At 70.9% G+C, this 14824-nt stretch carries 10 protein-coding genes; 7 read left to right on the top strand and 3 right to left on the bottom strand.

What is annotated here, in order from left to right; translation table 11 throughout:
- Positions 1-68: 68 nt before the first annotated feature.
- The gene (locus AB0F17_RS40080; RefSeq protein WP_358034099.1) at positions 69-839 is read right to left on the bottom strand and encodes a hypothetical protein; all 771 of its coding nucleotides are present in this window, start codon (positions 837-839) and stop codon (positions 69-71) included.
- 370 nt (positions 840-1209) lie between these two features.
- Between AB0F17_RS40080 and AB0F17_RS40085 the strand changes: the two genes are divergently transcribed.
- The gene (locus tag AB0F17_RS40085) at positions 1210-1803 is read left to right on the top strand and encodes a dihydrofolate reductase family protein (RefSeq protein WP_358034101.1); all 594 of its coding nucleotides are present in this window, start codon (positions 1210-1212) and stop codon (positions 1801-1803) included.
- A 201-nt stretch (positions 1804-2004) separates the two neighbouring features.
- Here the strand turns inward: AB0F17_RS40085 and polX are convergent, their stop codons facing one another.
- A complete protein-coding gene (gene polX / locus AB0F17_RS40090) occupies positions 2005-3687 on the bottom strand; it encodes a DNA polymerase/3'-5' exonuclease PolX (protein ID WP_358034104.1) in 1683 nt (560 codons plus the stop codon).
- Positions 3688-4056: 369 nt separating this feature from the next.
- Positions 4057-5079, bottom strand: a complete 1023-nt coding sequence (locus tag AB0F17_RS40095) for an aldo/keto reductase (protein ID WP_358034107.1) — start codon at positions 5077-5079, stop codon at positions 4057-4059.
- A 223-nt stretch (positions 5080-5302) separates the two neighbouring features.
- On the opposite strand from AB0F17_RS40095, the gene AB0F17_RS40100 reads away from it, so the two are divergent.
- From AB0F17_RS40100 to AB0F17_RS40125, 6 genes are all read left to right on the top strand, one after another.
- Entirely contained in the window at positions 5303-6406 is a 1104-nt protein-coding gene (locus tag AB0F17_RS40100) for a histidine kinase (RefSeq protein WP_358034364.1), read from the top strand.
- A 73-nt stretch (positions 6407-6479) separates the two neighbouring features.
- Entirely contained in the window at positions 6480-9038 is a 2559-nt protein-coding gene (gene lanKC, locus AB0F17_RS40105; protein WP_358034109.1) for a class III lanthionine synthetase LanKC, read from the top strand.
- A gap of 2 nt (positions 9039-9040) precedes the next feature.
- Positions 9041-9172 (top strand): SapB/AmfS family lanthipeptide, encoded by a 132-nt coding sequence (locus AB0F17_RS40110; protein WP_214639519.1) that lies wholly within the window; start codon positions 9041-9043, stop codon positions 9170-9172.
- Between the two features lie 107 nt (positions 9173-9279).
- Entirely contained in the window at positions 9280-11001 is a 1722-nt protein-coding gene (locus AB0F17_RS40115) for an ABC transporter ATP-binding protein (protein WP_358034113.1), read from the top strand.
- A complete protein-coding gene (locus AB0F17_RS40120; RefSeq protein ID WP_358034115.1) occupies positions 10998-12824 on the top strand; it encodes an ABC transporter ATP-binding protein in 1827 nt (608 codons plus the stop codon). The genes AB0F17_RS40115 and AB0F17_RS40120 overlap by 4 nt, the downstream gene beginning before the upstream one ends.
- Positions 12821-14812: a prolyl oligopeptidase family serine peptidase gene (locus tag AB0F17_RS40125; RefSeq protein ID WP_358034118.1), complete on the top strand. Its 1992-nt coding sequence runs from the start codon at positions 12821-12823 to the stop codon at positions 14810-14812. The genes AB0F17_RS40120 and AB0F17_RS40125 overlap by 4 nt, the downstream gene beginning before the upstream one ends.
- Positions 14813-14824: the final 12 nt, after the last annotated feature.

A 14824-nucleotide genomic window follows, 5' to 3' on the forward strand; every position in this document is an offset into this window, starting at 1 on the left:
GGTTGGGTCGTCTGGGGATCGCACCCCGGGCGATGCCCTCGGGCGACCCGACCTAAGTCGTTCGTCACTCAGAGCGGATCATCTGACCGCTGAACCTCGGCGCTCGGGCCCGGTGAGTCGAAGGTCTGGCCGGCGTTGAGGTGCTGGATGAGGGACTCTAAGCCCTGCCGGTCTCCGTTGGCTCGGAGCCAGCGGTCTACTTGGCAGGCGGCCTTGGCATACGTGTTCGGCTCCTTGCTGGCCGTACTCAGCCACTCGTCCAAGGAGACCGGCAGCGGCGCGGTCGGTGGGACCAGGCAGCGGTCGCCGGTCGTTCGCGGGGCGAGGTAGCGGGAGTCGTCGGAGACGACTACGGCGAGGCCCTCGTCGAACCACTGCGGGACCTCTGCCCCGGAGGTGAGGCGGGTGTGGAGCTCGACGTGGGACATCTCGTGTGAGGCGATGACCGTGTCGAGGCCGCGGGGCGACAGCATCACCGAGCGGTCCAGAACGGCGATGCCACGCTCCTTGTGGCCGCCGATGTGCTGGTAGCACTCCTCGGTGGTGCAGATGAGCAGGCTGGGTGCGCTCTTTCTGCCGCCGTAGAAGGTGTCTACTCTCTTCGTGGCGGCGTCGACCGTCTGGCTGACTTGTGATCGTTGCTGGGGCGACAGGTCGTGCTCGATGTAGACGCCTGGGCGGAGCTCTGTCAGGCCATAGCAGCCGGGGCAGGTGGTGGCGGCCACGGACGGGTAGGCCAGCGCCACGCCGGCGACGGCGGCGACGAGCAGCACGGCCAGCGCTGCGAGAGCCCGGGTCCAGATCCTGCGGGCTCTCGACCGCTTGGGTGCCGGTGGCATGATCGCCGTCCTTCCGTGGGGTGATGGTGGTGGGGATTACTTTTTCGTATTCCGCGGGCGGCTACATCAACCTGTGGGTGGTCATCCTCGGGGATGACCTGCGGGCGGGTTGGGCTGTGGGCGGGTTGAGCCGTGGCGGCACGTCGTTCGGGGGATCGCCTTCGGAAAATCGCCTTCGGGATCGCCTTCGGGATCGCTTACACGGGGATCGCCTTCGGGATCGCTTTAACGGGGATCGCTTTCACGGGGATCGCCCTCGTGGGGTAGCCGGATGGGCCCTCGTGTGATGAGTTTTGAGGCGCCGGGCGGTCTTCAGCCGGGCGGCGTTCACAGGGGACGGAACGCGACCACGAGTGGTTGGAGGGGCTTGATGGGAAAGGTCATCTTCTCGATATCGATGTCGCTCGACGGCTTCATCGCCGCGCCGAACGACGAGCCTGGGCGGGGGCTCGGGGAGGGCGGGGAGGTTCTGCACGACTGGGTGCATGGTGGCGAGTGGGGCAGCTTCGGGGCGAAGGGGATCGACGCGGAGGTTCTGGGTGAGCTGGTCGCTGAGGTGGGGGCGATCATCGTGGGGCGGAGGATGTTCGATGTGTCGGGGGCTTGGGGTGGTCATTCGCCGGGTGGGCTGCCCTGTTTTGTGATGACTCATCGGCCGCCGGAGGAGTGGGTCAGGGAGGGCTCGCCGTTCACGTTCGTCACCGACGGTGTCGAGAGCGCGTTGGCGCAGGCTCGGGCGGTGGCGGGAGATCGGGGCGTCGCGATCGGTGGCGGGGCCGATGTGGGGCGGCAGTTTCTCCGTGCCGGGCTCGTCGACGACCTGCAGATCCATCTGGCGCCCGTGCTGCTGGGGGAAGGGATCAGGTTGTTCGAGATCGGGAGTGAGCCGGTCCGGTTACGGCGGACTCGGGTGCTGGAGTCGCCGTTCGCCACGCACCTGAGGTTTGAGGTGACGAAGAAGTAGCGCGGCGCGGCGGCTCAGGCGGGTGTCTTGAGAGATCACCGCGCCTGAGCCCGCCGCACAGGGCTCACGGCGCATCGACTGGCGCCGATGACGCCGATGACGCCGATGACGCCGATGACGCCGTCCGACGCCGGACGCCGTCCGACGCCGGACGCCGCCAGCGCAGGACGCCGCCAGCGCCGGATCGGGCGATGGCCGTGCCTACCGGCCGAGGAATGCGAGCAGGCGCTCCAACGGCCAGGTGTTGATGACGTCCTCGGTGGTCAGCCACGCGCGCTGGGCGATCCCGATGCCGAACCGCTGGTTCGTCAGGTGGGGGATGGCGTGGGAATCGCTGTCGATCGAGAACTTCACCCCATGGTGCTTCGCCAGCCGTACCAGGTCGGCGGGCAGGTCCGATCTGTCTGGGAACGAGTCGATCTCCATGGCCGTCCCGGTGCGGCCGGCCGCGCGGAAGACGGCTTCCCAGTCGGCGTCCACCTGCGGGCGTTTGCCGATCTTGCGGGTGGTCGGGTGGCCGATGATGTCGACGTAGGGGTTTTCGCAGGCGGCGATGAAGCGGCGGGTCATTTCATCCTGGGACATGCTGAAGTGCGAATGGACCGAGGCCACGCACACGTCGAACTCGCGGAGGATCTCGCCGGGCCAGTCGACGGAGCCGTCGGGGGCGATGTTGAGTTCGGTGCCGTGCAGGAGCCGCATGTCGGGATATTTCTGTTGCAGGTTCGCCACCTGCTGCCGCTGCTCCAGCGCCTTGTCCAGGGTCATCCGCTGCATGGCCAGGTCAGGGGCGTGGTCGGTGACCGCATAGTAGACGTAGCCGCGGGCGTGGGCCGCCGCCACCATGTCCTCCAGCGAGGCGATGCCGTCCGTCAGGTTGGTGTGCGTGTGCAGGTCGCCCTTGAGGTCGGCGAGTTGTACGAGGGCCGGCAGCTCGCCGCGGAGCGCCGCCTTCACCTCGCCGCCGTCCTCGCGCATGGGCGGGGGTACGAACTGCATGCCGAGCGCGGCGTAGATGTCCTCCTCGGACTCCGAGGCGATCACCCTTTCACCCTCGAACAGCCCGTATTCCGAGAGCTTCCACCCCTTCTTCACCGCCATCTCCCGGATGGCGACGTTGTGCTCCTTCGAGCCGGTGAAGTACTGCATCGCCGCGCCCCACGATTCGGCGGGCACCACCCGCAGGTCCACCTGGAGGCCGGATGTGGTGCGTATCGACGTCTTCTTGTCGCCCGCCGCGATGACCTCCGCGACATATGGCTGGGCGCGGAACTCCGTCATGATGGACTCGGGCGCCACGGCCAGGATGTCGATGTCGCCGATCGTGTCCTTCATCCGCCGCAGCGACCCGGCGTAGGCGACGCGCTCGGCCTTCAGTGACGTCATCACCTGCTCGGCCAGGGACATGGCGACGCCGATGTGCACCCTGCGGCCCGACTGTTCGAGCTGCTCGATGCCCTTGAGCAGGTTGGCGAGGGTTTTCGGGCCGAGACCCTTGACGCCGTCGAGCCGCCCCGAGGTGATCGCCTCGCCGAGTGCGGCGGGGGAGTCGATGCCGTAGTCCTCGAACAGCATGATCGCCGTCTTCGGCCCCAAGGTCGGCACGCGGGTCAGCCGCCGCACCCCGTCGGGCACCCGGCCGCGCAGGTCGTCGAGCTGGCGGAAACTCCCGCGCTGCAGGAACTCCTCCATCTTCTTGGCGATCGCCTCGCCCACGCCCGGCACGCCGCGTACGTCGGCCACCGAGATGTCCTCGGGGAACCCGGCGATCGCCTTGGCGGCCTTCTGATAGCTCCGCACCCGGAACGCGTCACCACCGGTCAACGCGAACAGCTCCGCGTATTCGGTAAGCGCCGCCGCCGCATCATCGTTAGCCCTAGCCATGAGGTCAGCTTAGGGATCCACTCCGACAAACGGAGAACACGGGCACCTCGGCGAAAGGCCAAGATCTCGACAGAGCCGACGTGAGCTCAAAGAAGCCCAAGCCTTTCACCGCTAAGTGACATTAGAGGTGATACGCGACAGTGACGGATCGGACGCGTACAGTGTCCATGGAAGCCCATCGGGACCGCACGCGAGGCCGACCGTCCAGGCGGCCACGAAGCGACCACCCAGATGGTCAAGAACACGCACGTTACGGCGCCTGGCCACCTCCACCGGAGGAGCGTTCCCCTGGAGAGACCCCAGCACCGGAGGGCGGGTGGGTCCTCCCGTGCCGGCCGTAAAGAAGAAGACTCAGCTCATCAAAGAAGCTCACATACGCACGTCGCGGGGCCGGTACGGGTCGGCGAGGGACGCCAGGTTCTTGTCGGACAGCGGCACGGACAGCGCGGCGAGCGCGTCGTCCACGTGGCCCGGCTTGGTGGCCCCGACGATCGGAGCGGTGACGGCCGGCTGGCGCAGCAGCCAGGCCAGCGCGATCTGGGCCGCCGGCAGCCCGTGCTCACGCGCGACCTCCGCCACCCGGTCCAGGATGAGCCGGTCGTTCTCGGGATCGTAGAGGGCGTCGATGCGCGCGTCGGAGCCCGCCCTCGTCGTCGCCTCCGTCGCGCTGGAGCCGATTGTCGACCCCGTCGCGCTGGAGCCGGTCGTCGGCCCCGGCGCGCCCGCGCGGGCCAGTACGCCACGCGCCAGCGGGCTCCACGGGATCACGCCCACGCCCTGGTCCGCGCAGAGCGGGAGCATCTCCCGCTCCTCCTCCCGGTACAGCAGGTTGTAGTGGTTCTGCATGGACACGAACCTGGTCCACCCGTTGTCCTGCGCCACGTGCTGTGCCTTGGCGAACTGCCACGCCCACATGGACGAGGCGCCGATGTAGCGGGCCTTGCCCGATCTGACCACGTCGTGCAGGGCCTCCATGGTCTCCTCGATGGGCGTCTCGTCGTCCCAGCGATGGATCTGGTAGAGGTCCACATAGTCGGTGCCCAGCCGGCGCAGCGAGGCGTCGATCGAGTCGAGAATGTGCTTGCGCGACAGGCCCCGGTCGTTGGCCCCCTTGCCCATCGGGAAATAGACCTTGGTGGCCAGCACATAGTCCTCGCGCCTGGGGAAGATCTTGCGCAGGATGTTCCCCGTCACGACCTCACTCGCGCCGGCGCTGTAGACGTCGGCCGTGTCGAAGAACGTGACGCCGCCGTCGGCGGCCCGGCGCACGAGCGGCTCGGCCTCGTCCTCGGGCAGCGCCCATTCCTGCCTGGCCGGATCGCCGTAACTCATCATGCCCAGGCAGATCCGCGAGACCCGCAAGCCGGTGTCACCAAGTCGTCTGTAATCCATAGCGGTAACCCTAGGACCACGCTGCGCGGCCTAAGTCAGGTGGGGGCGGGCAGGGAGTGGTGCTCGAAGTGGACAAGAAGCTTTTCAGAATCCACGTGAAAAAGAGAAGATGGTCGGTTCGGTGCTCGCGACGCAGCGTATCGGGGGACGCGTGAATGAATCAGGAAGCCAGCCGGTTCCCCGGCTGCGCTTACTCGGAATCGTTCCCTCTTCCCCCTTGAACATGGCCTGGCTGGCCTTCACGGCCGGGCTCCTCGCCCTTTCGGTTCCGGTGCAGTGGGGGTTGGCCGGTTCTGGATTCTCGTTGACGGCCTCGGTGACGTTGCTCGTCCTGCTGGCCGTTCACGCGCAGTTCGTGTTGGGGATTCTGGCGCGCGGGTCCGCGGCGTGGTGGCTGGTCGGTGTGCAGGCGTGGCTGACGTACCTGCCGCTGGCGCTGTTCGGCGCGGCGTGGACGCCGGTGTGCGGGCTGCTGGCCGGCGCGCTGCTGCTGATGGCCGAGCGGATCCGGTCGACGGCGCTGGTGGCGCTGGCCGTGTGCTGCGGGCCCGTCCTGCTCGCGGCTCCCCACGAGGCGCTCATGGACAGGGGGTGGGCGCTGGCCGGCACGGTGCTCGGCCTGATGGAGTTCGCGCTGGTGAGCCTGGCCGCGCGGGCGCAGCAACTGGCCGCCGCCAGGACCGACGCCATCCGTACGACCGTGGCGCTGGAACGGCGCCGCTTCAGCAGGGACCTGCACGACCTGGTGGGCCACCGGCTCACCGCCCTGGTGCTGAAGACGCAGCTCATCGAGCGGCTGGTCGAGGAGGACAACGAGAAGGCGAAGCTGGAGGTGGGCGAGACGCTGGAACTGCTGCGCACCCTGGCCGGGGACGTGCGGGCCGTCGCCCACGGCGAGCGCCGCTCCTCGCTGGAACGGGAGATGAGCTCGGCCCGCGCCCTGTTGGAGTCGGTCGGGGTGCGTTGCCAGATCCGGGTGAGGTGCCGGGAGCTGCCCCGGGACATCGCCGACGCGCTCACCCACGCCCTGCGCGAAGGCGTGACCAACGTGCTGCGTCACGCGGAGGCGCGACACTGCGCCATCCAGTTGCTCGAAGGCGACCAGCTGGTCCGGCTGTCGATCAAGAACGACGGCGTCCGCCCGGTACGCAGGGCGGGAGAGTCCGGCCAAGGCCTGATGAACCTCACCGAACGGGTGTCCGGACTGGGCGGGTGGCTGGAGATCACCGCGGTCCGCAGCGACCAATTCACCTTTTCGGTTTATGTTCCTCAGATGGCCAAACGTGTAAAACGCACAAACGCATATGAGATAAGCACGCCTCAGTAATGTCGTGTGTTACTAGACGCCTTCTTCGCCGGTTGTCATTCTCTAATTGACAACGCACGGGAGGTCGCGTCGGATGAGCCAATACGAGCTGTACTGCCTCGCGGACGGTCGTTTCTACGACACCCTCGAGCACAGCACCGCCGAGGACGCCGATTTCCCCATCGTGCGCCGGCCGGTTCCCGAAGGATGGCTGCACGAGGCGACCGAGACCTGGTGCTACTACGCGCCGGGCGGAGTGGCGCCCCTGCCCTCCCAGGGCTGGAAGATCCACGTGTCGGCCCGCGTGGACGACGCCGAACGGGCCGTGGAGACCGTCTGGGACTACTGCATGCCACGCGGGATCGCGTTCAAGTTCCTGCGCGGTGTTCCCGTCCACGTCATGCTCAACTCCAAGGCGGCCTCTCGGGCGTCGAGCGGCAAACTGATCACGATCTACCCCCGCGACGAGGGCCAGCTCGAACTCGTCCTCAAAGAGCTGGACGAGCTGCTGCGCGACGTGCGCGGCCCGTACATCCTGAGCGACCTGCGCTACGGCGAGGGGCCGCTGTTCGTCCGCTACGGCGGCTTCGCCGAGCGGCACTGCCTGTCCGGCGGCGGCGAGCGGGTGCTGGCCATCGAGGACGGCGGCGGGCAGCTCGTGCCCGACGTGCGGGGCGCCACGTTCTCGGTGCCACCCTGGGCGACGCTGCCCGAGTTCCTGGAACCCCATCTCGCCGTGCGCAACGCCGTGACCACGACCGGCCTGCCGTACGAGATCGAGAAGGTGCTGCACTTCTCCAACGGCGGCGGCGTCTACCTCGGCCGTGACCAGCGGACCGGCGAACGGGTCGTGCTGAAGGAGGCCAGGCCGCACGCCGGGCTAGACACGGCGGGACGCGACGCGGTGGCGCGGCTGACGCACGAGCGCGACATACTGCACCGCCTGGCCGGGCTGCCCGCGGCGCCGGACCTGCTCGGCTACTTCACCCTCGGCGAGCATCACTTCCTGGTGCAGGAGTTCGTCGACGGGACCACGCTGCAACGGCGCCTGGTGCACAGGTACCCCATGACCCGGGCGACCTGCACCCCGGACGGCATCGCCGGCTACACGGATTGGGCCCTCGACACCCTGGACCGGGTCGAGCAGGCGCTCGGGTCGCTGCACGAGCGCGGCGTGGTCTTCGGCGACCTGCACCCCGACAACATCCTGCTGACCGAGAGCGGCCGCGTCGTGCTCATCGACTACGAGGTGGCCACGCTCGCCGAGGAGGGCAGCCGCGCCGCGCTGGCCCACCCCGCGTACGTGGCGCCGGCCGACCGGCAGGGCGTCGACGTCGACAGGTACGCGATGGCCTGCCTGCGGCTGGGGCTGTTCGCCCCGCAGTGCACCATCATGCTGCCGTTGCACCGGGCCAAGATCCGGCACCTCGGCGAGATCGTGGGCGACACGTTCACCCCCGAGATCGCGCCGGCCGTGTCCACGATCGCCGGCGACGAGCGCGACGACGGCGAGATGAGCGCCCTGCCGATGCCTGGGAGCGCCCCCTGGCCCGAACTGCGTGCCGCCATGTGGCGGGCCGTCCGGGCCTCCGCGACACCCGAACGCGACGACCGGCTCTTCCCCGGCGACGTGTCCCAGTTCCGGCCGGGCGGCGGACTGAACTTCGCGTACGGCGCCGCCGGCGTCCTGTACGCCCTGGAGACGACCGGAGCCGGACGCTTCCCCGAGTACGAGAACTGGCTGCTCTCGCGGGCCAAGCGTCCGGCGCCGGGCTCCGGCCTCGGCTTCTACGACGGCCTGCACGGCATCGCCCACGTACTCGACCTGCTCGGCCACCGGCAGGACGCGCTCGACGTGATCGAGATCAGCCTGCGCGAGAAGTGGGACCGCCTGGAATCGGCGCTCTTCTCCGGCCTGTCCGGCATCGGGCTGAACCTCCTCCACCTGGACGAACCCGAACTGCAACGGAGCGCGCTCCGGGCCGTCGACATCTGCGCGGACCGGCTCGGCGGCGCCGACGACGTCCCCGAGACCAGCGGCGGCACGAATCCACGGGCCGGGCTCATGTACGGCTCCTCTGGACCTGCCCTCCTGTTCCTGCACGCCTACGAACGCACCGGTGACACGGCGCTGCTCGACCTGGCCGCCGTCGCGCTCCGGCAGGACCTGCGCCGCTGCCGCGCGGCCGAGGACGGCTCGCTCCAGGTGAACCAGGGCTGGCGGCTGCTGCCGTACCTGGACGAGGGATCCGTCGGGATCGGCCTGGTGCTCGCCCGCTACCTGGCGCACCGGGAAGACGAGACGTTCGAGACCGCGCTACGCGATCTGCGGCTGGTCGCGCGTTCCGGATTCTTCGTCCAGCCGGGGCTGTTCACCGGGCGCGCGGGCATCGTCGCCGCGCTCGGCTGCGGGCTTGGTGGCCCGGCCGACGCCCAGGTCAAGGGCATGCGCTGGCACGCGTTGCCGTACGGCGGCGGTCTGGCCTTCCCCGGCGACCAACTGCTCCGCTTCTCCATGGATTTCGCGACCGGAACGGCAGGCGTCCTGTTCGCCCTCGGCACAGTGATGGGCGAACAGCCGGGACGCCTGCCCTTCCTCGAGGCCGTCGCCGAACGGCGGCCTGTCTCCGACCAGCCCCAGAAGGAGGTGTAAACATGGTACTTCTCGACCTGCAGGGTCTCGAGACCCCGGCCAGCAGCGACGTCGCCAGCGGCGGCAGCACCCTGACCGCTCTGACGTGTCAGTCAGGCCACCCGAGCAACCTCAGTGTCGCACTTTGTCACTGATACACAGGTTGTCACTGATAAGAGGCGCCGATCCCCGCGCCGCTCACCGCGGCGCGGGGATCGCTTTGGCGCTCTGATGCGGGCTTTTCATGTGGAGGGAGACCGTCGTGCGGGCCGGAGACCGGCTGGTGATGGACGCGGTACGCCGAAGCGGCCCGTGGCCCGTCGTTCTGGCGGTCACGGCGATCGCGGGAGCGGCCGGTGAACTGGCACTGCCCTACGCGGTCGGCCGGACCGTCGACGGCTTCGTCTCCGCCCGGTCTGAGACCACGTCCTGGCTGGCGGCCTGCGCGGTGATCGTCGCCGTGATCATTCTCTGTGAGAGCGCCGGGGTCTGGGCGCGCGGCGCGAGCAGCGCGTACGCGGCCGCCCGGCTACGTCTGTCGGTCCTGCGTCACGTGCTGGGCGTCGGCCCCGCCGCGACCCGCCGCTTCCCCGAAGGGGAGCTGGTCACCCGCGCCGGCCTGAACGCCGAGGAGGTCGGCCGGGCCCCCGAGTCCGTGACCGGCGCGCTGGCGCTGCTCGTCCCCACGGTGGGCGCGCTGGTGGCACTCACGCTCATCGACCCCGCGCTGACCGCGACACTGGTCGCCGGGATCGCGCTCATCCTGCCCGTCCTGCGGGCCTTCCTGCGTGCCACGACCACGATCGCGGGCGGCTACCAGGAGGTCCAGGGCGAGATCGCCGCCCGGCTGGTGGACGCGCTCGGCGGCGCCCGGACGATCGCCGCCGCCGGGACCGCCGACCGCGAGACGCGCCGGGTCCTGGGGCCTTTGGACCGGTTGCGGGCCCACGGCATGGAGCTGTGGCGGGCGAACGCCTCCGCCGGCATCCAGGCGGGCCTCATCGTGCCGCTGGTGGAGGTGGCCGTACTCGCCGTGGGCGGGCTCCGGCTGGCTGCGGGCGACCTCACGATCGGCGAACTGTACGCGGCGGCGAGGTACGCGGTACTGGGCGCGGCGCTGAGCACCTCGCTCGGCCACATCGGCGGCCTGGCCAGGGCCCGCGCGGCGGCCGGACGCGTCGCCGAACTCCTCGCCCTGCCCACCACCGGATACGGCACCCGCCGCCTCCCCGCCCCGCACACGGCCCCGGCCCCCCACGCAGCTCCGCTCGTCGATGCGCGGCCCGGCGGGCTCGGGGCCGTGGAGTTTCGGGGGGTCACGGCGGCCGGTCTGGCCGTGGACGAGCTGGTGATCGCCGGGGGATCGGTCACCGCCGTGGTGGGGCGCTCCGGCTCCGGCAAGTCGCTGCTCGCCGCCCTCGCGGCGCGCCTGGCCGACCCCGCCGCGGGAACGGTGCTGCTGGACGGCGTACCGCTGCCGGAGCTGGACCGCGCCGAGCTGCGGCGGGCCATCGGGTACGCCTTCGAACGGCCGGTCCTGGTCGGCGACACGGTCGGCGAGGCCATCGGACTCGGTACGGACGACCACGGGGCCGTGCCCGCGGCGGCGACGGCGGCGTGCGCGGACGGGTTCATCCGCCGCCTGCCCGACGGATACACGACCTCCATGGCGGACACCCCGCTTTCGGGCGGCGAACGGCAGCGGATCGGCCTGGCCAGGGCGTTCGCGCAAGGAGAACGCCTCCTGGTGCTCGACGACGCCACCTCCAGCCTCGACACCGTCACCGAACGCCAGGTCGGCAACGCCCTCACCGCCGAGTCCCGGGGACGTACCCGGCTCATCGTGGCCCACCGGCTCACCACGGCGTCCCGCGCCGACCGGGTCGTCTGGCTGGAGGACGGCACGGTGCTCGGCCACGCGCCGCACCACGAGCTGTGGCGGGACCCACGCTACCGGGCCGTGTTCCAGGGAGAGGTCTCATGAGGCCGCTGCTGTGGCGGGCGTTGCGGCGCCGGCCGTACGCGCTGGTGCGCATCTGTCTGTGGTCGGTGCTGGAGGCGGGGCCCGCGTTCCTCATCGGGCAGGCCATCGCCCGCGCCATCGAGGACGGTTTCGCGGTGGCCCGCCCCTCCGTGGGGCTGGCCTGGCTGGCGGCGCTCGGCTGCACGTGGCTGGTGGCCGCGGTCGCCGCCCGTCAGGTCATCCTGGCCGTGGCGGCGATCGCCGAGCCGTTCCGGGACGATCTGCTCGCCCACGTCGTCGGCGGGGCCATGCGCCGCGCCGCCCACTCGATGTCCGCCAACTCGCTGTCCGCCCGCCCGGACACCGCCGCCGTCACCCGGGCCGGGCTCCAGGTCGAGCTGGCCAGGGACGCCTTCGCGGCGGTGGTCACCACCGTGCGGGGGTTCGCGTTCACGGTGGTGAGCGTGGTGCTGGGGCTGCTCACGCTGGCTCCGCAGGCGGCGCTGCTGGTGTTGCCGCCGTTCGCCGCCGGGCTGGGGCTGTTCCTGGTGTCGCTGCCCGCTCTGGCGCGGCGGCAGCGGGCGTTCCTGATGGCCGACGAACGGCTCGCCGAGTCGATGACGGGCATGGCCGGCGGGCTGCGTGACATCGTGGCCTGCGGCGCCGAGGACCGCGTGGGCGCCGCGCTGGCCGACCGGGTCGAGGCACAGGCGTCGGCGGCGCGCGGCCTGGCCCGCGTGACCGCCGCGCGCACGATCGCGCTCGCCGTCGGCGCCTGGCTGCCCGTGGTGCTCGTCCTGGGCGGCACGCCCTGGCTGCTCAGCGGCGGCGCCGGTGCCGGGGTCGTGGTGGGCGCCCTGGCCTACGTCACGCAGTCGCTGGCCCCCGCCCTGAACGGCCTCGTCCAGGGCCTCGGCGTCAGCGGCGTCAGCCTGGTGACCACCCTCCGCCGCATCGCCACCTCCGGCCCTTTGGTCCCGTCCGCGGCCCCGGGGGCAGCCCCCTCAGCGGGCTCAGGGCTCTCGCCCGACGCCTTGACGGCGGGTCCGGGGCAGCTGTCTGCGGGCCTTCTGGAAGCAGCCCCCTCAGCGGGCGTGGGGCGCTCGCCCGAGGCCGAAGCCCGGACGGCGGGTTCGGGGCGGTCGTCCGCGGGCGGTGTGCGGTTGAGGGGGGTCACGTTCTCCTACGGCCCGCACTCCGAGGCGGTGATCGACGGTCTCGATCTCGACATCCCCGAGGGGGACCATCTGGCGGTCGTCGGGCCGAGCGGCGCCGGTAAGTCCACCCTGGCGGCCCTGATCAGCGGCCTTCTCCAGCCGGACACCGGTGACGTCCGGATCGGCGGAGTCCCCGCCGCCGACGTGTCTCCCGCCGCGCGGGTGCTGATCCCCCAGGAGGCGTACGTCTTCCGCGGCTCGACGCACGAGAACCTCACGTACCTGAGCGACGCGCCACCCCACCAGGTCGAGGCCGCCATCGCCGCGCTCGGCGCCACCGGCCTGATGACGGGCCCGGCGGAGCTCGACCCCGGCGCCCTGTCCGCCGGGCAGCGGCAGCTGATCGCCCTCGTACGCGCCTACCTCGCCCCGGCTCGCCTGGTCATCCTGGACGAGGCCACCTGCCATCTCGACCCTGCGGCCGAGGCGCGGGTGGAGGCCGCCTTCGCGCGGCGGGGTGGCACGCTGATCGTCGTCGCCCACCGCCTCACCTCGGCCACGCGCGCCCGCCGCATCCTGCTCATGGACGCCGGACAGGCCGTGGTCGGCACGCACGACGAGCTCGTCCGTCGCTCACCCACGTACGCCGACCTGTCCGGCCACTGGCAACCGGAGCCCGTATCATGAAATATCCGGACGCAGCACGTCTGTCGTTCGTCGAGGAGCTCCACGGCCACCTCGTCACCGACCCCTACCGCTGGCTGGAGGACGCCGCCGATCCCGCCACCCGCACCTGGCTGGCCGAACAGGACCGGCTCTGGCGGCACCACGCCACCCGCCTCCCCCTCCGCGAACACTTCCAGAAGCGCCTGACCGAGCTCAGCGTCACCGGAATGAGCACTCCGCCGGTGTGGCGCGGCGACAGGCGCTTCCACCTGTCCCAGTCCGCGGGGCAGGAGCACCCGGTGCTGTACTGCGAAGACCGGCCCCTGCTCGATCCCATGGAGCTCGACGCCACCGGCCTCACCACGCTGGACGACTGGCAGCCCGACTGGGAGGGGCGGCTGCTGGCGTACCAGGTGTCGAGGAGCGGGGACGAGCGGGCGGACCTGTACGTCATGGACGTCGCCACCCGCGAGATCGTCGACGGCCCGATCGGCGGCTGCCGCTACTCACCGGTCGCCTGGCTGCCCGGTGGCAGGGAGTTCTTCTACGTCCGCTTCCACCAGGGCGTATATCTGCACCGGCCCGGCGGCGACGTCCAGGTCTTCACCCGCGGAGCGCTCTCGTACGGCCTGCAGATCAGCGCGGACGGGCGCTGGCTGGTGATCTCGGCGGGCACCCCCGCCCGGAACGACCTCTACCTCGCCGACCTGTCCGCCGGCCCGCCCGAGCACCTCGGCCAGAAGGTGATCCAGGAAGGAGTGGCGGCGCGCAGCGCGGCGGCGGTGGGCCCGGACGACCGCCTGTACATCGTCACCGACCACGACGCGCCCCGGCGTCGGCTCTGCGTCGCCGACCCGGCCACGCCCGCCGAGTGGGAGGAGCTCGTTCCCGAGGATCCCGCGGCCGTGCTCGGGGCGTTCACGCTGCTCGACGGGGGCCGGCTCCTCGTGGCCAGGACCCGCCACGCGGTCGGCGAGATCGCGCTGCACGACGCCGCCACCGGCGAACGCCTGGGCACGGTCCCGCTGCCCGGCAGCGGCTCCATCGCCTCGCTGACCTCCCGCCCCGGCGGCGGCCACGAGGCGTGGTTCGCCTACACGGACGCGGCCACCCCGGTGGAGGTCTGGCGCTACGACGCCCGCGAGGGAACGACCACCCTCTGGTCATCGGCCGCCACCAGCCAGGCTCCAAGTGTGGTGGAGAAGGGCTCTCGGGTGGAGAGCCACCAGCTCGAGTACGACTCCACCGACGGGACCCGGGTCCGCATGGTGGTCGTCGCGGGCCCACACTCCGGCGGCCCCCGGCCCACGATCCTGACCGGTTACGGCGGTTTCGGGATGTCGCTCACCCCCGGGTACGCGGCCGACTCCCTCGCCTGGGTCGAGTCCGGCGGCGTGCTGGCCGTGGCCAACCTGCGCGGCGGCGGGGAGGAAGGCGAGGCCTGGCACCGCGACGGCATGCTGGACCGCAAGCAGAACGTCTTCGAGGATTTCATCGCCGCCGCCGAGAAGCTGATCGCCGACGGATGGACGACGCCCGGCCAGCTGGCCGTCTGGGGCGAGTCGAACGGCGGGTTGCTCGTTGGGGCCGCCATGACGCAGCGGCCTGGGCTGTTCGGCGCCGTCGTGTGCTCCGCGGGGCTGCTGGACATGGTGCGGTACGAGAGGTCCGGGCTCGGGGCGACCTGGGCCGGTGAGTACGGTTCCGCGGATCATCCCGGGGAGCTGGGCTGGCTGCTCGGCTACTCGCCCTATCACCACGTCCGCGAGGGGGCCGGCTACCCAGCGACGCTGTTCACCGTCTCCGGCGCCGACTCGCGGGTGGACCCGATGCACGCCCGCAAGATGTGCGCGGCCCTGCAGTGGGCGACGGCGGGAGAACAGCCGATCCTGCTGCGCCACGAGCGCGACGTCGGCCACGGCGCGAGAGCGGTCAGCAGGTCGATCAGCCTGGCCGCCGACGTGCTCGCCTTCGCCGCCACCCACACGGGCCTGAAACCAACGCCGTAAGCGAGCCTGAAA

The organism is Nonomuraea sp. NPDC026600, from assembly GCF_040638335.1.
GTDB lineage: Bacteria > Actinomycetota > Actinomycetes > Streptosporangiales > Streptosporangiaceae > Nonomuraea.

Excerpts from the sequence above, each read along its gene's own strand:
- AB0F17_RS40080 (WP_358034099.1), bottom strand. The coding sequence starts at position 839 with ATGCCACCGGCACCCAAGCGGTCGAGAGCCCGCAGGATCTGGACCCGG.
- AB0F17_RS40085 (WP_358034101.1), top strand. The coding sequence starts at position 1,210 with ATGGGAAAGGTCATCTTCTCGATATCGATGTCGCTCGACGGCTTCATC.
- polX (WP_358034104.1), bottom strand. The coding sequence starts at position 3,687 with ATGGCTAGGGCTAACGATGATGCGGCGGCGGCGCTTACCGAATACGCG.
- AB0F17_RS40095 (WP_358034107.1), bottom strand. The coding sequence starts at position 5,079 with ATGGATTACAGACGACTTGGTGACACCGGCTTGCGGGTCTCGCGGATC.
- AB0F17_RS40100 (WP_358034364.1), top strand. The coding sequence starts at position 5,303 with ATGGCCTGGCTGGCCTTCACGGCCGGGCTCCTCGCCCTTTCGGTTCCG.
- lanKC (WP_358034109.1), top strand. The coding sequence starts at position 6,480 with ATGAGCCAATACGAGCTGTACTGCCTCGCGGACGGTCGTTTCTACGAC.
- AB0F17_RS40110 (WP_214639519.1), top strand. The coding sequence starts at position 9,041 with ATGGTACTTCTCGACCTGCAGGGTCTCGAGACCCCGGCCAGCAGCGAC.
- AB0F17_RS40120 (WP_358034115.1), top strand. The coding sequence starts at position 10,998 with ATGAGGCCGCTGCTGTGGCGGGCGTTGCGGCGCCGGCCGTACGCGCTG.
- AB0F17_RS40125 (WP_358034118.1), top strand. The coding sequence starts at position 12,821 with ATGAAATATCCGGACGCAGCACGTCTGTCGTTCGTCGAGGAGCTCCAC.